Origin of the sequence: Halobacillus sp. GSS1 (assembly GCF_017307035.1) — a bacterium.
GTDB classification, from domain to species: Bacteria; Bacillota; Bacilli; order Bacillales; family Halobacillaceae; genus Halobacillus; species Halobacillus litoralis.
In genome coordinates this window covers 592,435-611,821 of record NZ_JAFLHE010000001.1, presented here as the reverse complement: position 1 = coordinate 611,821, position 19,387 = coordinate 592,435, and the positions used below count along the sequence as shown (strand labels likewise).

The following is a 19,387-nucleotide window of genomic DNA, read 5'->3' as shown; positions in this document are numbered from 1 at the left end:
GGGATGCGATAACACGTTGCAAATTTTAGAACGTTTACATAACCCGAATGAAAAAGGAAAGTATCGCTTTTTGCTTAATATACTGGAAGGAGATGTGATAAAAATCAGAGGAGGTTTATTGTGGACGCATTCTTACTGATTTTAATGTCGTTGGCGCTAGCAGGAACGATCGTCTTTTTTGTTTTTGCATTTGTAAAAGGAAAGAATCACAGGCGTAGGAACTTTCTAAAATCAGGTGGGTGTCTGTACGCCTCTTTCGTCCTGGCTATGTTTTTAGGATCGGAGGAAGGTGCTTTTCTAACTTTCTTAGTGATTTTAATGATAACAGCTTTAGCAGGGATGGTCGTTTTTTTCATATTAGCTCTTGTGAAAGGAAAGGGGAACAGACTGCGAAACTTCCTGATATCAGGGGGCTGCTTTCTCGCATTGCTTGTCTTTGCCCTAATTACGGGAGCGATGAGCGAGGATGTAACGGTTAAGGAAGACGCTAAAGCAAATGCTTCTGTAGAAGAACAAGAAGCTGAAGCAAAGGCGAAACAGGAAGAGGAAGATAAAGAGCGCGAGGCTAGAGAACAAGCAGAAAAAGAGCAGGAAGCTAAGGAACAAGCGCAGAAAGAAAAGGAAGAACGAGAAGCAAGAGAACAAGCCCAGAAAGAGCAGGAAGAACGGGAAGCTAAAGAAAAAGCGCAAAAAGAACAGGAAGCCAAAGAGGCTGAAGAACAGAAGAAGAAAGAAGAAGAACGTAAGGCTAAAGAGGAAGAAGAAAGGAAAGCAAAAGAAGAAGCAGAGCGTAAAGCTAAAGAAGACAGCGTAACCGTTTCTCAAAAACAGGCGGTTGCTATGGCTGAGCATTACATTAATTTCATGGCATTCTCGAAATCGGGGTTGATCGATCAATTGGAGTTTGAGGGATTTAGCACAGAAGATGCTACTTATGGTGTGGAGAATATTTCGGTGGATTGGCAGGAACAGGCGGTGATTAAGGCTGAGGAGTATCTTGATTTTATGGCGTTCTCAAGACAGGGTTTAATCGAGCAATTGGTTTTTGAAGGCTTCAGCCAAGAACATGCAGCTTACGCGGCTAGTCAAGTGGGTTTGTAATCCCGAGGTGGAAGCGGAACAGGTGAAAAGACAAATTTACAGGTGCTAAAAGGTTGGACTTACTTAACAGGTCGAATATGATCCTACACATCACATACAAAAGAGCGCTTCGTGACTGAAGCGCTCTTTGCCTATTACTACCGGTCTGCGTTTCTTCAGTACATTCTCCTTCAAAAGGTGGCCAGGGTGATGTTAATTGGATTCTAAAGTAAAACCAAACTCAATAGTGGCTAAATATTTAGAAAATTAAAAAATATCCTTTACTATTGTATTTTTTTTCTTTATAATTCTCAGTAACTCATAAAGGAAGGGGGAACTTCCTGAATCGTTCAAAAATCTTTTTTTATGTATTTTTGAATGCGGATTCAATCATTCATATTGTATAAGACTTACTTTAAGGATTAATTTTTTGTGTGTTTTGAATGCGGATTCAAGATTTAAAAATTTAGATAAGGTAGTGGTTAAATGGAATCTGTACATTTGAAAAATAAGAAAATGATTCACGAACTTTCATCAAAGTTGTACAACTCAAATAAGGATAGTATCGCTGAGGACATTAAGGATTATTATCATGAGGATGCAGTCCTTTATGGTTTTCATCCTATTAACAAAGTAGAGGGTATTGAGCAGATTATAAACACTTTCTACAGACCATTAGTTAGTTCTTTTCCAGATTTGAAAAAAGACTCCTATATTCTCATGGCAGGAGAGTACCAAGAGAATCAATGGGTCACTGCCACCGGAAACTTTGTCGGTACATTTGAAAATGATTGGCTGGAGATTCCTGCTAGTCAACATGCGACGTGGATAAGGTTTGGTGAGTTCCATAAGATCAAGGATGGAAAAATTATTGAAACAAGATTATTAATCGATATGCTTGACGTTATGAGACAAGCGGGGTTCAAGTTCATTCCAACATTAGCTCCTGAAATTAACGTACCCGGCCCTTCTACATATGATGGACTTTTATTGAAAGAAGATGATTCTCACGAGAGAGCGAAGTCTCTCCAACTGGTAGAGGATATGATCTTTAAAGGACTCAGGAAAGCAACATCCGGCTTAGAAAAGCAGGGATTGGAAGCATTTTGGAAAGAGGACTTTATGTGGTATGGACCTGGAGGAATAGGGTCGACTAAGGGAATAAAAGGATTCAAAGATTACCATCAAGGACCTTTCGTCAAAGCGCTGCCGGACCGTGTGGGTGGGCACAATCATGCGTCAAGGTTTGCTGATGACACTTATATCGCTTCAACGGGATGGCCTAGTGTAGAAGCGACACACACAGGCGCGGGATGGTTGGGAATACCAGCCCCAAATAAAAAAGTGACGATGAGAGTTATGGATTGGTGGAGGAGAGAAGATGGTTTACTAGCAGAAAACTGGGTCTTGATAGACATTGTAGAATACTTGCTACAGTTAGATATTGATATTTTCGATAGGCTTAGAAAAAGACAATACCTTATCAGGTGAAGGTAATAGATCTTGAATAATACAGGAGAGTGATGGTGATCACATGCATCCAATTGATATAACGATTATTGTAGCTTATATGGCAGGATTAATAGTTATGGGCTACATGCTAGGGAAGGGAAATAAATCACAGAAAGATTATTTCATTGGTGGCAGATCCGTAGCAACTCTACCGATCGCTTTATCGATTGCTGCTACCACGATGAGTGCTAATGGGTTTATTGGAGGCCCAGGGTGGGCGTATACATCAGGTATGATTGCGTTTATGTTGAATTACAGTATCCCTATTGTCATGATCATTACGTTGTCCGTATTTCTGCCATTCTTCTACAACTTGGATGTTACGTCTATCTATGAATATATTGAAATGAGGCTTGGCGGGATCAGCCGCATGCTGGCAGTTTTTGGGTTTGTTGTATCGAATATCATTCAGGTCGGATCATTTCTTTTTATCCCTTCCTTAATCATTCAGCAATTTACGGGGTGGTCCTTGTCTGTGGTGGTTCCTATCGTCGTCGTCGTATCGATCATATATACGCTTCTTGGCGGGATAAAAGCAGTCATTTGGACCGATGCGATACAAATGATTGTCCTATGGGGAGGACTCATTGTGACCATGGGGATTATCATCGCTAACCTGGAGGTGGGTTTCTTTGAAGCCCTTGGTGAAGCTAAGGAAGATGGAAAGCTTGCAGCGCTTGATTTCTCTTTGGATGTCCAACTCGAAAACGGGTTTTGGGTGGCGCTTATTGGTGGTACATTCTTGTGGTTGAAATATTATGCTACAGACCAAACCCAAACGCAGCGCATGTTTGCTGCCAAATCCGTCACTGAAGTGAAGAAGTCCATTTGTATCAGTGGTTTTGTTATGAACATTATGTATTTTGTGTTTATGTTAATTGGTGTGTTGTTGTATATCACGATGGATGGCCGTTCATTCGAGAATTCCAACAATGTTATGATCACCTTCATAGCTTCCAATATTCCTGTTGGTGTTCTTGGACTCATGATAGCTGGGGTTTTTGCAGCAGCCATGTCTAGTATTGACTCTGTCCTAAACTCTGTCACCACGGTGTTCATAAAAGATGTGTATGAAAAATTCATTACAAAAGGCGAAGAGGCTTCGCTTAAAGTTTCTATGATTTTCACATTGGTTTTTGGATTATTGTTGATTGTTTTTACATTATTGGCTTTCGGAGACACCACAGCTTCGATTCTCCAAGTAGTCGGAAGTTATCTTTCCTACTTCTCTGGTTCAATTCTTGCTATGTTCCTGCTTGGAATGTTGACGAAGAAAGCAAATGATAAAGGGGTAGCTATCGGTTTTGTAGTGGGGATCATTCTAACAGCCTATATAGGCAAGATGGGAATTGTGAACTGGTTATGGAATTACCCAATTGGCTGTGCTTTTACACTAATCATTGGTTACACAGCAAGTTTTCTTTTCAAAACAAAAAAAGTGGGCTCCGAAGAATTCACAATCCTTGGTCAAAGAGCAAAGCTCAAGGCAGAGGGTCGAATCGAAGATCAGGAAGGAACGTCTATTTTACCTGGTGCCATCGACAAGTACACTTACATTTTATTAGGATTCTTTATCGCTCAAACGGTCTTTCTACTCCTAATTCAGTTATAATGAAAGAAGACTGAATGTTCTAATATTAAAAAAGATGAAATGTATATAATAGAAGGGATTTTAAAACATGAAAGATCGTATTAGTGCTTATGATGTTGCTGAAAAAGCCGGAGTATCACAATCGACGGTTTCAAGAGTATTGAACAACTATCCTTTTATGAAAGAAACAACAAGGCAAAAGGTCCTGACCGCCATTGAGGAATTAGGATTCACTAGAGATGAAATTGCCAGAAGTTTGGCAAGCAAGAAAACGAGAACCATTGGTTTGATTCTTGGAGATATTACGAACCCATTTTTTTCAGAGTCGGCAAAAGTGATTACAAGGAAAGCGCAGGAAATGGATTATAACGTTATCCTTTGTAATACCAATCATAGTGAGGAAAACTTGAATAAGTACATTCAGACACTGATGGGGAAACGTGTAGACGGCATCATTATTGCCTCAGCAGATAAGGATAATCAAAAAATCAAAGAACTTTACGATAAAGGGTTTCCTATCATTCTTTACAACAGCATTATGGAGCATGATCATGCCAACTACATTGCTGTCAATAACTATAAAGGGGCTCAGCTTGCTGTTGAACACCTCTACCATTTTAACCACCGGGAAATCAGTTACATTGCAGGTCCTTCTAAATATGTAACGACACATCTGCGTAATTTAGGATTTAAAGATGCCCTTGATAAATTTGGTTTGAAAATGAATGAGAAGTTCATATATGATCGTGAATTTTCTTATGATGAAGTTTATCTGTTTGCGAAGAATCTATTAAATCAACAGAGTAGGCCTACTAGTTTTTTTGCATCTTCTGACCAAATGGCGCTGGCCGTCTTAGATGCTGCTGCCAGTGAAGGTATTTCAGTACCTGATCAACTTTCCGTTATCGGATTCGATGATATAGATCTTGCCAAGAACCAATTCATAGGACTGACAACCATCACTCAACCTAAAGAGAAGATGGCGATGTTAACTCTAGAAAAACTGGTGTCTTTAATTGAAGAGAAAGAACACGTGGATGCTCCAATACAGATTGTGTTAGAACCTGAGCTTATTTCTAGAAAAACGACAGGCGTACACAAACCATAAATAAAGAGGAAAGGAGTGAAATGATGACTGACCATTTCTCTGATATAAAAGGAAAGCAAGTCATTGTCACCGGTGGAAGTAAAGGAATTGGAAGAGATATAGCTATCGAGTTCGCTAAACTCGGTGCTTCTGTTGTCATTACAGGAAGGGATGAGAATGCCTTACTAGAGACTAAGAATGAACTGATGAAGTTTAGCTCACCGCATTATTATATCAAGTCTGATATGAGAGAAGTCACAGATGTTATTCAGATGGTAGATGAAGCTGCTGGGCTCATGGGAGGTATTGATATCCTCGTAAATAATGCAGGTGTGAACTTGCCAAAGTCAGCTTTTGAAGTGACAGAAGAAGACTGGGATTCCATGATTGACACGAATTTGAAAGGCAGTTTTTTCTGTTCTCAGCAGGCAGGGCGGTACATGCTTAAGCAGAAGAGAGGGAAGATCATCAACATTGTTTCACAGATGGCTTTTGTCGGTTATTTCAAACGAGCACCATATTGTGCAAGTAAAGGCGGTGCTGTACAACTAACAAAATCTTTGGCTGTCGAATGGGCCTCTCAAAATATTAATGTGAATGCAGTGGCTCCTACATTTATTGAAACAGAATTGACCAAACAGATGTTGGAGGAGCCTTCGTTCCGAGAAGATGTCATCAACAGGATTCCTTTAGGAAAACTTGCTCGACCTCAGGACGTGACGGGAGCTGTGATCTACTTGGCATCGAATATGGCCGATTTTATTACAGGGGAAACGATAAAAGTAGATGGAGGCTGGACAGCAATCTAAATGTGTATCCAATTTTGAATGCGGATTCAAAAATCGGAAGGAGCGTCTTTATGGAAAGCACAGAAAGTGAGTTGAATCATGAAACAAACTTAAGTCATGACCGCGTTTATTATGGCGACACAAGTGAAGTGAATTCGGTCGGGTACGCGGATTATAATGAGTATTCTCAGAATAAAGAGAAAAAGCAGAGCATGAAAGGGTTCGATGAGAAATATTCGGATTTTGTAGATTATATCTTGAAAATCACTCATAACATCTGGGAGGAAAAAGGCATTGGCGTGATTTATGACACGTATCACAATAATGTCGTTATGCATACAGGTACCATTAATATCCATGGAATCAATGAAGTCGTATCCGGAACTTTACAAACCTTGCACGCTTTCCCTGACAGAAGATTGCTGGGAGAAAACGTTGTTTGGTCGGGGAATGACCAAGAAGGTTTTTACTCTTCCCATCGTATTGCATCAAAAGCTACGAATCTTGGAGATTCATCCTTTGGGCCTTCGACAGGGAAAAAAGCATTCTTCCGGACGATCGTGGATTGCTTCGTACATTCCAACCGCATCATTGAAGAATGGTTGATCAGGGATAACCTCTATATTGTTCAGCAGCTAGATCTTGATCCTGTTGAAGTCGCAAAGCAATTGGCGAAAAAAACGAAGAACAAAAAGGTTTCATTACAAACAAGGTTTGGGGCAAATGAAACAATGGAAGGCCAGTACATGCCGACCGCCTATATACCTAAACATGATGAATTTGAAATCGGAGATTTTATTCTAGAACTCTATAACCACATATGGGAGCGGAGGCTGTTCAACAAGGTCAAAGATTTTTATATGGATCATTCGACCGTCCACTATATTTGTGACAAGGACTTGATTGGTACCCAACAAATACAAGGGATGCTTGTGAGTTTATTTGCATCATTTCCAAATGCCAAGTTCATCGTGGAAAGAGTGACTTGTAACGAACTCTCTGATGAAAAATGGGATGTGGCGGTCAGATGGAGGTTGATGGGACTTCATGAGGGGATTGGATATTTTGGAGAGCCTAGTGGAAACCATGTGGAAATCCCAGGCATTAGTCATCTGAAAGTATATAACCAGAAGGTGGTGGAAGAATGGATTACCTTTGACGGCTTAGATGTACTGCGGCAGGTGCACATGGATTCAGAGGATGATCATTTCCATTCAGAAGAAAGTGAGTAAACATGTATTGTTTTTTTGAATGCGGATTCAAATACTAGGAGGGGATGAAATGTCAATGCAAACAACCCAGCCACAAGTGAAAACGAAAGACTTTCAGGATTTTTTCATGCCGGGGTATGTACGGTTCGGAGTGAATGCCAACCTCACTCTTGCAGAAGAAGTGACGAAACTAGATGCCCGTAAAATCACCCTTATCAGCGATAAAGGGTTGGAAAAAGTAGGAGTTGTACAAAAAGTTTTGGATCTACTCGCACCTCTAGACAAAGATATCACTACATTCACTGATATATCAGGGGAGCCAAGTTTTGATCTGCTTGCTCATTCGATTGATCGGGTGAGAAGGCATGAGAGCGACATGATTATCGGTATCGGAGGGGGAAGTGCTCTGGACGTAGCTAAAGCGACGGCAGCACTGGCGCATGAGGAGGAACTGTCCTTGTGCTTCAGCGGGCAAAAACCCATAGAGACACGAAACGTTAAATGCATTCTGTTACCGACGACTTCTGGCACAGGTTCAGAGGTCACGATGAACGCTATCTTCGGTGATGAAGAACAGGAAGTTAAACGAGGGTTAGTGAGTCAAAGTTTGTTGCCTGACGTAGCCATTGTGGATCCTGTCCTCACTTTATCTTGCCCTCCAAAAGTGACAGCCGCTTCAGGTGTGGATGCTTTCACGCATGCTCTAGAATCGTATGTCGCTGAGCGGGCGACTCCAATGACGAAAATGTATGCAGAAAAAGCGATGAAATTATTCGCTGCCAATATTCCGAAAGCCGTCCATAACGGAAAAGATTTAGAAGCGCGAAAAGAGATGAGCTGGGTTAGTCTACTTGCTGGTGTTTCCTTAGCTAATGCAGGAGTCGGTGCGGTCCATGCTCTCGCCTACCCATTAGGTGGGAAGTACCATGTAGAACACGGGGTGGCGAATGCGCTACTCATGCCGTTTGTATTCGATGTGATCGGGAAGTCCTGTATGGAAGAAATGGTGGAAGTGTCTTCATTTTTGCATCTGGGTGATTTCACAAACCATCCCCATCAAGCAAAAGGTGCGGTTGTCCATTACCTTTATGAGTTGTTAGAAACATTAAACCTCCCTACCTCCTTATCAGAGCTTGGGATTCAAGAAGAAGATCTTCCGTTACTTGCAAAGCAAGCATCAAAAGTAGATCGCCTTCTTTCAAACACGCCTTATGAACTATCAGAAAATCAAATATTAAAAATCTATGAAAATGCCTATCGTGGCCAATAAAGGAGTAGATGATTTGCAGAATACTACCATAAAAAAGTCATTGTTTCTCAATGGCAGTTGGCAGGAAGCAAATGAATATTATGAATTGACATCTCCATACAGTGAAGAATTGCTAGGATATATCCCATTGGCCTCTGAAAACGAGGTGAAACAAGCGATTATGGCAGCAGATGATGCTGCGAGTCAAATCAAGAAGTTGACCGCGTTAGAAAGGGCGAACATTCTCGAGAAAGTGTCTTCTCTTTTTGAAAAGCATGCAGAGGAAGCCGCTTTTATACTGGCTAAGGAATGTGCCAAGCCGTTGAAAGCTGCAAGGGGCGAAGTGGGCCGAACCATTGAAACTTACAAATTTGCTGCAGAAGAAGCCAAGCGTATTCATGGGGAAACCATTCCTATGGATGCAGCCAAAAGTGGACGTGGACGGTTTGGTTATACCGTTCGTGAACCTGTGGGTGTGGTTGCAGCCATCACACCTTTCAATTTTCCTTTCAACCTTGTTGCTCATAAACTTGGACCAGCTATTGCCGCGGGCAATCCCGTAGTTTTGAAACCAGCAAAACAAACCCCTCTAAGTGCTTTGTTCACAGCGGACCTTTTTCAACAAGCTGGTTTGCCGGATGGTGCATTGAATGTTGTTACTGGAAAAGGCAGTGAGATTGGGGATTTGCTAGTGAAGCATGACAAAGTGAAATACATTACTTTCACTGGCAGTTATGAAGTAGGTCTTAGTATTAGAGAGAAAGCAAAGCTGAAAAAAGTGACGTTGGAGCTCGGGTCCAATTCAGCTGTAATCATTGATAGTACAGAAAATCTTGTGGCAGCTGCTAAGCGTTGTGTAGAAGGTGCTTTTGCCTATTCTGGTCAAGTATGTATTTCTGTTCAACGTATTTACGTACAAGAAGCGCTTTATGAAGATTTCATCGAAAGTTTTGTTAACGAAACAAAACAACTGGTATTGGGCGATCCCCTTTCAGAGGAAACCGACCTTTCTTCTCTTATACATCCAAATGAAACGGTACGGATAGAAGAATGGCTGGAAGAAGCTGTTCAATCGGGAGCTTCCATTGTTGAAGGGGGGAAACGATCGGGGAATATGTTCATGCCGACCGTCTTTACAGAGACGGATCAGAATTCCCTAGTCAATTGTAAAGAAGCTTTTGCTCCTATTGTAACGATTACAAAATATAAAGAGTTGGATGAAGCGATATCTCTAGTGAACGATTCAGAATATGGTCTTCAAGCGGGCATCTACACAGAATCTGTTAATAAAGCGTTTGAGGTAGCTGAAAAGTTTGAGGTTGGTGGCGTAATGGTCAATGATGTTCCGACATTCAGGGTAGACCAAATGCCGTATGGAGGAGTGAAAAACAGCGGAACAGGACGTGAAGGGATCAAGTATTCTATCGAAGAGATGACAGAAATGAAACTCATCACATTTAAATTATAAAAAAGTAGTTCCTCTCTGCAGTTAGGGAGGGGAGTAGTCTCAGTAAAAATAAAAACAATGAATCATAGAATTGGAAAGGAAGGATTGTATGGAAAATCAACAGCCGAAAGTAAAAAAATCCGTAACTAATGAGGAAATGGAGAAAAACTGGATTGTTCGCTTTGATGAGTTAAAATCAAAATCAATTCCTTTAATGTTTATAGACAGCATTATCCCCGGACACCAACGATTGAATTATGCCTTGATCGGTGATACAGCCAGTGAAAACGACAAATATTCTCCGGAAATTACAGAACCCCATGGTTTTCAAATTGGAATGGTGAAGGCGCCGCCTGGAAATGGCCCAGCCTTCCATAGCCACGATTATATTGAGGCCTTTGTTCCATTGACTGGAAAGTGGCGTTTTTATTGGGGGGATGGTCCAGAAGAAATAGAAGGGGAAACGATTATTGATGAATGGGATATGATTTCTTTACCTCCAGGGTTATGGAGAGGATTTGAAAATATCAGCGAGGAAGATGCTTGGTGCTTTGCTGTCTTAGAACAACACAAAGTGTATGACGGGAAAGATCCATACTGGGCGCCCGAAATCATTAAGCAAGCCTCGGAATATGGATTCCATGCCGATGAAAAAGGAAAAATGATTAAACCTGATAATTTTGAAGAATTAGAGAAACAAATAGCTGAAAAACTTCGGTCTGGAGAAAGGTAATGGTTCATAAAACCCCATTACTCCTTCTTCCAGGCACCTTATGTGATGAACGTTTATGGAAGCATCAACTAGCAAGCCTTGACGACATTGCAGATATGACTGTCATTGACCTTACGGGAGCTACGTCTATAAAGGAGCTGGCTCACTCTGTACTGGAAGGAGCTCCAGATACTTTTGCGCTTGCTGGATTATCATTAGGGGGCATCGTAGCGATGGAAGTCGTCCGTCAAGCACCAGAGCGCGTCAGCAAAGTTGCTCTTCTCAATTCGAATCCCTATGCTCCCCGACCTGAGCAATTGGAAACATGGGATCACCTCGAGCACTTGGTGGAACAAGGAAGGTTTATGGAAGTCTTGAAAGAGAAATTATTGCCTAATTTGATTCATCCCAATCGACAACAGGATGAGAGGTTAGTCTCCACCATAGTAAGCATGGCAGAAAAGATTGGGCCTGAGGCCTATATCCGCCAGCTTAAAGCCGTTGCTACAAGGTCAGATGCGAGACAGAACTTGGAGCAGTTACAGTGCGACACTCTTTTATTGACAGGGAGGCAAGATAACGTGTGCCCCACGGCTTTTCATGAAGAAATGGAAGAATTAATACCAAACTCTACCTTGAAAGTCATTGATCAATGCGGCCATTTGAGCAGTTTAGAGCGGCCGGAGGCAGTTAGCGAAAATCTACGTGCCTGGTTATTAGAAACACCCGAAGGGAGGAGTGACTTTTGAAGAATCCGCTGAAAGAAAAATTGGAGAATGGTAAAAGTGTATTGGGTAGCTTTTTAGGGATCTATTCTCCCCCTCTAGTAGAGATGATCGGGTATGCAGGCTATGATTTTGTTGTTATTGATGATGAACACGGTGCCTTTAGCACAACTGAGTTAGAAGATATGATTCGTACCGCTGATTCCGTTGACCTTGTGCCAATTGTTCGTGTTTCCTATGATCAATCGAGTATACAGAAGGCATTAGACCGCGGTGCATTAGGTATTCAAGTTCCGATGATCAATACGAAAGAAGAGGCAGAAGAAGCAGTACAAAAAGCAAAATACCCTCCTAGAGGCCGGAGGGGAGCAGCATATTCACATCGCGCCGCTCACTATGGAAAAGAAAAAGGAAAAAAGTTTTTAGATGAATCCAATGAAGAAATTTTAGTCATTCCTCACATCGAAACTTTAGAAGCGGCAGAAAATTTTCACGAAATTATCAATGTCGAAGGGATCGATTTCCCTTTTATTGGAACCACAGATTTATCAGTGAATATGGGTTATAAAGAGGAAGGACCAAATCACCCGGAAGTTAGGAAAGTTGTAGACAGGATTTACATGGAATCCAAAGAGCGAAATATAAAGATAGGGACGGTTGCTAATGATGCGATTGGGGCTAACAAAGCCTATGATAAAGGGGCTTCTTATGTAGGGATTGTCGCCATAAATGTAATTACAAATGCTTTAGGAGATGTTTTGCAATCAACTAACAAATAGATACATTTTCACTGTAAACATTGGAATTAAATTCCCTATTATCAGCGGATTTTGGCTGGCTCTATGCCAGCCTTTTTCTTTTCCCTCAGAAGTTAAAAGTCTCCTTATTAAAAGTCGTGGAACGATGGATTAGAAAATCCAGTGTGGCCGTTTGCTAAACATCATCCCCAAGGATCTTACTCCATTCTGAATGGGACCGCCCCCTTGCGTTGGTATTATCCTTCAGCACATGTAATACGTCGAAGATCCTCAAGCTGGCAGTTCGGGAATGCCTAGTTGATGTGGTTACGGGGAACGAAAAGGTGATCAATTACGAGGAGCTCTTCTTACGTTACCAAGACCTCTCGAATTATGAAGAGAATAAAATGGTCCATCTCTACGAATATTCAATTTAGAACGGATTGCGACTCATTATTTGCAGGTAATTCCTTCCTTTTGTCGAAATGGTTCATATCCATAAAAAAGAGGAGAGAAGGAATGAGAACTAAAAAAGAAAAAATGACTAGTAAGGAGCCAGAGCACGAGACAGACTATTGTACCATTTGGAAACGTGCCAGTGTAAAAATTGAAGAGGACAGGTTTGCAGCTATCGAATTAATTACTGTAAAGGAGTTGAATCGTGAAGAGATCAGATTCGCTTATTATAAGTTAGACAAGAATGGGAATTTACGTTTAATTCCCAGACCCCTTGATGTAACTTACTCGGAATTTAATAAGCTTATTAAAGAAGCAAAAGAGAAAAAGATAATAGATTAGCAGTTACAGGTCACTGTTGGGGGCCTATTTTATATTTTAATTAAATAGCTATAAGTTAGCTTGAAAGTGCCTGCCCCCAAGCCATTAACACTTTAGTGAAGTGTAGTGGGGGCAGGCACTTTCTTTGGGGCTATGACAACGCCAGACCTAAAAATTAACAAAGAGGTGAACAAATTGGATAACACTTTAATATCGTCAGACAATACGTGGGCGCTCTGGTCTTTTCTGACAGGGTGGGCTGCTATCAGTATTTATTTTGAGCAAAAGTACAAGTGGGCATCGAAAATTTCCGGAGCAATCATTGCTTTAATCGGTTCCATGGTATTAGCCAATTTAAATGTAATCCCGCTTGAGTCAAGTGTGTATGATGCTGTATGGAATTATGTCGTACCGTTGGCGATTCCGTTACTGCTGTTTCAGGCGAATATAAAGAAGATTTGGCAGGAAAGCGGACGTATGTTGACTATTTTCTTATTAAGCTCCATAGGTACGGTCGCCGGTACCATTATCTCATTTCTGCTCTTAAAAGATATTATTCCCCATCTGGATAAAATAGGAGCCATGATGGCAGGATCCTATACGGGGGGCGGGGTAAACTTTGCAGCCATGTCCGCAAAATTCCAGACGCCAAGTGAACTCGTTTCGGCTACCGTGGTTGCAGACAATATGATGATGGCCACCTTCTTCTTTGTTTTGATGGCCATCCCCACATTTTCATTTTTTCGTGATCGATTCAAAACCCCTCATATTGATGAGGTAGAAGCGGGCGTTGCTGGAGATGAGAATGAAACGCAGGCCGCTTCTTTCTGGAAAGGAAAAGAAATATCACTTAAAGATATTGCGATCAGTGTGGCAAGTGCATTCGCGCTTGTGACAGTATCTTTTAATCTAGCAGACTTTTTTGCCGGAGTCCTACCTGGTGGCGAGGATGTAAACATCATTTATCAGGTGTTAGGCGGTATCATCGGTGATCGTTATCTGATGCTTACGACACTTACAGTGCTGGTCGTTTCATTGTTACCCAAACAATTCGAAAGCATCAAAGGAACGCAGGAACTTGGAACGTTCTTGATTTATTTATTCTTTGTAGTGATCGGGGTACCAGCTTCCATCGCAATCGTAGTCACAACATCACCTTTATTATTGGTATTTGTTTTAATCATTGTTCTGATGAACGTGCTAGTCTCTCTGGTATTGGGTAAACTGTTTAAATTTAGTTTAGAAGAGACCCTTCTTGCGAGTAACGCAAATATGGGAGGTCCAACTACAGCAGCAGCCATGGCGATTGCGAAAGGCTGGCATAAACTGATCGTTCCTATTCTGCTTGTTGGTACGCTAGGTTATATCATTGGAAACTATATTGGTACGGGACTTGGGTTTTGGCTTCAAAGTTTAATGTAATTAGGTGAAGTCAGGAAATTTTAAGGTGTTCTAAGTTAGCTCATATCTCAGAGGGTGGAGATATGGGCTTTTGTTTTTGAAGCAGCGCGGTATCGTTTAACAGTTTAAAAAATGTAGGGTAGCTTACAAGAGGAGTCGTGTTCTATGGACGTGTATTAAATCTTTGAAGAAGGTCCTAAACCTCATTTCGTTGAGATTGTAACGTGTTGGGTTCAGGCAATTTTTATTCAGGACAGAAGATGCAACTTAAGTGGGGATTATAATCGCAAGGCGGAAGCAGGGTTAGATAAAAAAATTATAGGTAAGGAATATGCTTTATTTAATAAAAGTGCCTAATCTCTACTACGCTAAGTTGTTTACGAGGCGGTGGGGGAGGCACTTTTTCTGTTTCCATTTATATCCTTTTTTAGTAAACTTGTAATAGGGAAGGAGGTATTGGTTTGAAAAGGATTTACGCATTTCTTCTTGGTGTATGGGCGGACCTTACAGTTGATGCATATTGTAAAGTTGGCCCATATATGACCTCTCCTTTTATTAGGTAAAAGGAGGGTGTCCAGGTATGGAGTCCATATAATTAAGAAGCACAAACCATGTATCAGAAAGACTTCGTGTATCACTACAAGAATGTAAATTACCGTCTTCATCGAATGTTCACTCCAATTACAAGGTCGTAAACTCATACTTGTTTCTGTTATATTGGATCAATTTGAAGAAGGAAGATGTGGATATTATCAAACAGGATAATCATTAATTTTGTTCTAGTTAAGTTGTATTATGAATAATTAGGGGGAAGTTTCATGAAAGAATTACTAAAAGCTTCAGCAATCGGTTTACTTATTGTAGCTCTAGCAGCTTGTGGTGGAGAAGATAATACAGAAACTAGTGGATCTGTAGGGGAAGAACAGAAAGCAGAAGAAACGACAACTGATGAAACGGAAACTACCGATGTGTCATCTAGCGATAATGAAGATAGTGATGAAGGGGAAACGATGACAGCAGAAGAAAACGAGAACAAAGAAGCAGAAGTTGGTGATACAGTTACATCAGAAGCAGGAGAACAGACTTTGGTCAGTCGGACAGATGATATAGGGGAATTTGAGAGCGGTCCTATTACGCTAACAATCGAAAAAGTCAATGGAGTCTCTGGTACCCTTAAAGGTGAAGTTGCCGAGTACATGGATATGGAAGAAATTGAGTATATCCAAGTAGACATGAAAGTAAGTAACTCTTCGGAAGAAGATGTGAACTTCTATGCTTCCCAGGCAACGATGACAACAAATACTGGGGAACAGTTAGAACCTGATATGATGATGAGCGATCATATTGATGGCGAATATTTAGGGCAAGTTAATAAAGAAGGCTCATCTTTTTATATTCTCGAGAATTCTAAAGCTGAAGATGTTACCTCTGTAACACTTCATTATGACGCAGCACATGACATGGATTTTGAAGATCTTGGAGAGAAAATTAAAATCGAAGTGGAATTAGAGAAATAATGAAATCTATATCCATTACTCTAATTGTTTTAGGAATCGTTGGGTTGTTACTGAGCTTGATGATGTATGGTGATATTGCTATTGCTGGACTCATTGCGTCTCTCACAGCAATATTGTCAGGAGTAGGATTTTTTATAACAAATAAAAAGTTAAGTTAGACACTTAAATAAAAACACTTGAAGCGGGCACGGTTCGGGGACTTTCTATAAAACCTCCCAGCGCTTTAACACTTTAGCAAAGTGGGGGTCAGGAACCATCACTGAGGCTGCTTATCGAATGGAGGATGGACATGAAAAGACACGAAGCTTTAATCCCTCTTTCCCATCACCACCATCACGCATTAGTAATGGCCCGTGAAATGAAAAAAGCAGGGACAGAAAAAAGCGAAAAGAACTATAAGCAACTCATAAGGGACATGATTGTGTTTTGGAAAGAAGATGGCCAGGCCCACTTTAGAGATGAGGAAGAAATTCTACTGCCGGTTTATCTCGAATATGCCGAACAACCTAATGAAGGTTTGGTCAAACAGATACTCTATCAACATGCGCAGATCAGAAGTCTGATTCGTCATCTGCGAGAAAACCCAAATACATCCTATGATAAAGTTAATGAATTAGGCAAATTACTGGATGAGCATGTACGACTGGAAGAAAGAGAATTGTTCCCATTGATCGAAGAAGCAGTACCTGATAAATATCTTTATGTAGCAAAAGGTGGTTTTCATAGAGATTCGTTTAGTGGGAATTAAGACGTATTTGCAAGGGAAGGACCTGCTCCGCTGCCAGCAGAATTCAATACGAAACAAATAATCTTAAAATTTTAGACTTGTCATGTTTATATAAAAATTACTAAAATGTATCGATTCCATCTTCGGAGTAAGTAAAATATTGCTTTGCTTCGTATTTGCTTCATATTAACTTACTCTATTTAGTAGAGGCTACAAAAAAGGTGCCTGAACCTCACTGCGCTAAAGTGTTAACGTGGTGGGGATCAGGAACCGTTATTAAGAGGGAGATTTATAACAAGACGCGTCCTGTCTAAAGTGGGGTGCATGATTAATTCTAGTTTCTAGGCAGGTCTGACTGCTGAGCAGAGTAAAGTATATTCCATTATTTAAAAGGCGAGAAAACATGGGGACGTATCACTGTATGCTCAAATAACTTGCCAATTGTGAAGTGTATGATTATAAGCAAACAGAGAATGCGTCCCCCCTTTTTCTCACTCAGGATTCAGGTAAGTGAAGAATGATTTACTTAATAGCCTCCATAATTTCTTCAATCTGCTGAATGTGGCGTCGTTCATGCTCGGCTATGAGAGTGAAAATGCTGTTGGCAGGAATATCTCCAAATCGCGGATGGGACACGACATATCGTTCGATGCATTTGTTCTCATTTAAAAAAGCTTCGGTTGCGTTTCTTGAGTTTTGCAGCATTTGGATGCAGTCTTCTGCATTTCTGTGGACGGTGGAGGGCTCCTGTTGTGCCTTCATTTTCACGGAACGATCCCGCAAGATGGAGAAATCTTTTTCCTCAGCATGACCTATGTGTTTTTGCTTCATGGCGTTCTCCACCAGTCCGAGAAAATTCATCTCAGCCACTGCCAGATGCTCGACCACCTGTGCAACCGTCCAACCTCCAAGTTCCGTAGCAGTATTTAACTCGTAATCATTTAAATGTCTTAGCAAACTGATCAATTTTTCTCTCGTTTGAATGAATGACTGATCCATGATTGCTCCTCCCTTAGGTGCGTATGAAATCACGATTTCTATTCCGATTTTATCACATGAGATGGACGCGAATGTAAAAGAAGCCCGGAACGGAGTCCAAGCTTTTGGAGCTGATCATTTTAGATCTATAAAGAACATGGTGAAGGGGAAAATCTGTCGGTGCCTGACCCACAACCTTTTATAGTGGTAAAGCGGTGGGGTCAGGCACTATCATAACAAAATAAAATCACTATTTTCTACTGATAAACAAAACACCAAATGGATATTGAAATTCAAAAAGTAATAGTAGAAAATGATAGGGAAAAAGCTGAAGAATTGAGATATTATGGGTATCGGAAATATTACGAATCACTTATTTATCAATCATCAAAGCTACACGAAATTTGCGGGGACATAGTTGAAATACAGTCTGAAATTTTTAATTTTGTTTGGGTTCTTAGGCAATAAACTAGATGATAACAACACAATTACTAAGCAAAACGAAGAATTAACAAAATTAAGGTTAAGACTACACGAACAAATAAAACTCGAATTGAGAGTTCTGGTTACTATGCAGAAAACAATAAACGTAGGCAAGTGGTTTAATAATAAAGGAGAGGATATAAATTTATTTATTAACAAAAGTAACTCATGAACCAAATAGTGAAGGTAAGAGAACCCACACTTATGAAGTTAAAAGAGAAATGCACCAGAAAGAATTTGATGATTTATTTTCAAGTAAAAAAGTAATTGGATTCCATCAAGCAAATAAAAAAATGAGAGAAATGGTTATTGATAATGGTAATGAACTATATTCCTACTTGCGAAGATTACAAGACAATGACGAAGTTTTTAATGATATGGATGAACTTGAAATTATTTTTGAAGGGAATCGTTTATTGTTGAATTTCCTTAATAGCTTCAGAGCCTTTTTAGATCACAGTTCACAGGGTTATTTAACTAAGAACCACAAAAAGGATTATGAAGATCTAATTAGCAGATTTTACGATTCGAATTTTTCCTACCGTTTTTTCTATAAACTAAGAAACTTCATTACTCACTATTCATTTCCTTTCACAACCGTAGAGCAAAGTTATGAAAGGACATTTTTGAAGGTAAGGAAAGAGGATTTATTGGAATTTGAAAAGTGGGGAGCCATAAAAAATGAAGTAGAAGAATTAGAGGAAGAAATTGATTTGGTACCATATATAAAAGAATTTATCCCCATAATCAATGCGCTAAGTATTCAGAAGATGTATTATTACAAAGAACAGATAAAGGAAGCGCACAAAATGGCTGTAAAGTACGTTCAAGAATGTGAGGGAACATTTGGTTTTATTCACACACCTTCCCGATCAGAATTTAGGAATAAAAATTTCAATATAATCCCATTTACTTTAAGTGATATTCATGAAGCAGCAAAAGACTTAAACGCACATCCTCATATTAATGTGAATTTCCACTAATGTTTAACCTAAGTTAGTATTTGAATGTAAAGTGTTGAACAAGAATTGACCACCTCCATTGTTCAAAAAGTTAGACAAGTAATTCCAAATGAATTAAAGAAATGAAGGACTCCAGATTTGGAGTCTTTTTTTTTTCTTCACTAAGATTTGATCCTATATATTGTACTTGTGAAAATCAACTAAAAAAATACAAGCTTTTTCTTACCATGACCTGCTCAAAGCTTCCTAATTGTTCGTTGACAACGTTCATTTCTTCAAAGTATGATTACAATATTAATCAATCGTATGAGTTGGTTCTACATGAGGGAGCCAAACCCTTGATTACATAAACCTTTCAACAATATTAGTTTTCAAGCACGACTCAAATCGTGTGTCACAAGTA

17 protein-coding genes are annotated in these 19,387 nt (G+C 40.1%); 16 read left to right on the top strand and 1 reads right to left on the bottom strand.

The features are described 5' to 3' along the window. Positions 1–120 precede the first annotated feature (120 nt). The 15 genes from J0K78_RS20140 to J0K78_RS03095 all read left to right on the top strand — a co-directional run bounded on the left by J0K78_RS20140 (position 121) and on the right by J0K78_RS03095 (position 16,582). Positions 121–1,101, top strand: coding sequence for an Ltp family lipoprotein (locus J0K78_RS20140; RefSeq protein ID WP_370550955.1), 981 nt, complete (start codon positions 121–123; stop codon positions 1,099–1,101). 465 nt (positions 1,102–1,566) lie between these two features. After that, positions 1,567–2,571: an ester cyclase gene (locus tag J0K78_RS03160; RefSeq protein WP_206945344.1), complete on the top strand. Its 1,005-nt coding sequence runs from the start codon at positions 1,567–1,569 to the stop codon at positions 2,569–2,571. A gap of 43 nt (positions 2,572–2,614) precedes the next feature. Next, positions 2,615–4,204, top strand: a complete 1,590-nt coding sequence (locus J0K78_RS03155) for a sodium:solute symporter family transporter (protein WP_206945343.1) — start codon at positions 2,615–2,617, stop codon at positions 4,202–4,204. 67 nt (positions 4,205–4,271) lie between these two features. Beyond that, the gene (locus tag J0K78_RS03150) at positions 4,272–5,291 is read left to right on the top strand and encodes a LacI family DNA-binding transcriptional regulator (RefSeq protein WP_206945342.1); all 1,020 of its coding nucleotides are present in this window, start codon (positions 4,272–4,274) and stop codon (positions 5,289–5,291) included. A 23-nt stretch (positions 5,292–5,314) separates the two neighbouring features. Then, positions 5,315–6,079 carry an SDR family NAD(P)-dependent oxidoreductase gene (locus tag J0K78_RS03145; RefSeq protein ID WP_206945341.1) on the top strand — a complete coding sequence of 255 codons (765 nt, stop codon included), beginning with the start codon at positions 5,315–5,317 and terminating at the stop codon, positions 6,077–6,079. A 50-nt stretch (positions 6,080–6,129) separates the two neighbouring features. Then, positions 6,130–7,290 carry an ester cyclase gene (locus tag J0K78_RS03140; protein WP_206945340.1) on the top strand — a complete coding sequence of 387 codons (1,161 nt, stop codon included), beginning with the start codon at positions 6,130–6,132 and terminating at the stop codon, positions 7,288–7,290. 49 nt (positions 7,291–7,339) lie between these two features. Then, on the top strand, positions 7,340–8,539 hold the full coding sequence (locus tag J0K78_RS03135) for an iron-containing alcohol dehydrogenase (RefSeq protein WP_206945339.1): 1,200 nt from the start codon (positions 7,340–7,342) through the stop codon (positions 8,537–8,539). Positions 8,540–8,552: 13 nt separating this feature from the next. Beyond that, a complete protein-coding gene (locus J0K78_RS03130) occupies positions 8,553–9,986 on the top strand; it encodes an aldehyde dehydrogenase family protein (RefSeq protein ID WP_305037798.1) in 1,434 nt (477 codons plus the stop codon). Positions 9,987–10,074: 88 nt separating this feature from the next. Further along, complete coding sequence (locus J0K78_RS03125) at positions 10,075–10,698, top strand: cupin domain-containing protein (protein WP_160914673.1); 624 nt, start codon at positions 10,075–10,077, stop codon at positions 10,696–10,698. Continuing rightward, positions 10,698–11,426: an alpha/beta fold hydrolase gene (locus J0K78_RS03120; RefSeq protein ID WP_206945338.1), complete on the top strand. Its 729-nt coding sequence runs from the start codon at positions 10,698–10,700 to the stop codon at positions 11,424–11,426. The genes J0K78_RS03125 and J0K78_RS03120 overlap by 1 nt, the downstream gene beginning before the upstream one ends. After that, positions 11,423–12,181: an HpcH/HpaI aldolase family protein gene (locus J0K78_RS03115; protein WP_206945337.1), complete on the top strand. Its 759-nt coding sequence runs from the start codon at positions 11,423–11,425 to the stop codon at positions 12,179–12,181. The genes J0K78_RS03120 and J0K78_RS03115 overlap by 4 nt, the downstream gene beginning before the upstream one ends. A gap of 477 nt (positions 12,182–12,658) precedes the next feature. Then, complete coding sequence (locus J0K78_RS03110; RefSeq protein WP_146818023.1) at positions 12,659–12,937, top strand: hypothetical protein; 279 nt, start codon at positions 12,659–12,661, stop codon at positions 12,935–12,937. Positions 12,938–13,111: 174 nt separating this feature from the next. Beyond that, a complete protein-coding gene (locus tag J0K78_RS03105) occupies positions 13,112–14,338 on the top strand; it encodes a DUF819 family protein (RefSeq protein WP_206945336.1) in 1,227 nt (408 codons plus the stop codon). Between the two features lie 797 nt (positions 14,339–15,135). Beyond that, positions 15,136–15,834, top strand: a complete 699-nt coding sequence (locus tag J0K78_RS03100; protein WP_206945335.1) for a hypothetical protein — start codon at positions 15,136–15,138, stop codon at positions 15,832–15,834. A gap of 289 nt (positions 15,835–16,123) precedes the next feature. Then, the gene (locus J0K78_RS03095) at positions 16,124–16,582 is read left to right on the top strand and encodes a hemerythrin domain-containing protein (protein ID WP_206945334.1); all 459 of its coding nucleotides are present in this window, start codon (positions 16,124–16,126) and stop codon (positions 16,580–16,582) included. Positions 16,583–17,083: 501 nt separating this feature from the next. Here J0K78_RS03095 and J0K78_RS03090 read toward each other — a convergent pair. After that, complete coding sequence (locus tag J0K78_RS03090) at positions 17,084–17,560, bottom strand: DinB family protein (RefSeq protein WP_206945333.1); 477 nt, start codon at positions 17,558–17,560, stop codon at positions 17,084–17,086. A gap of 683 nt (positions 17,561–18,243) precedes the next feature. Between J0K78_RS03090 and J0K78_RS03085 the strand changes: the two genes are divergently transcribed. Then, the gene (locus tag J0K78_RS03085) at positions 18,244–19,005 is read left to right on the top strand and encodes a hypothetical protein (RefSeq protein ID WP_206945332.1); all 762 of its coding nucleotides are present in this window, start codon (positions 18,244–18,246) and stop codon (positions 19,003–19,005) included. The last annotated feature ends 382 nt before the right edge of the window (positions 19,006–19,387 follow it).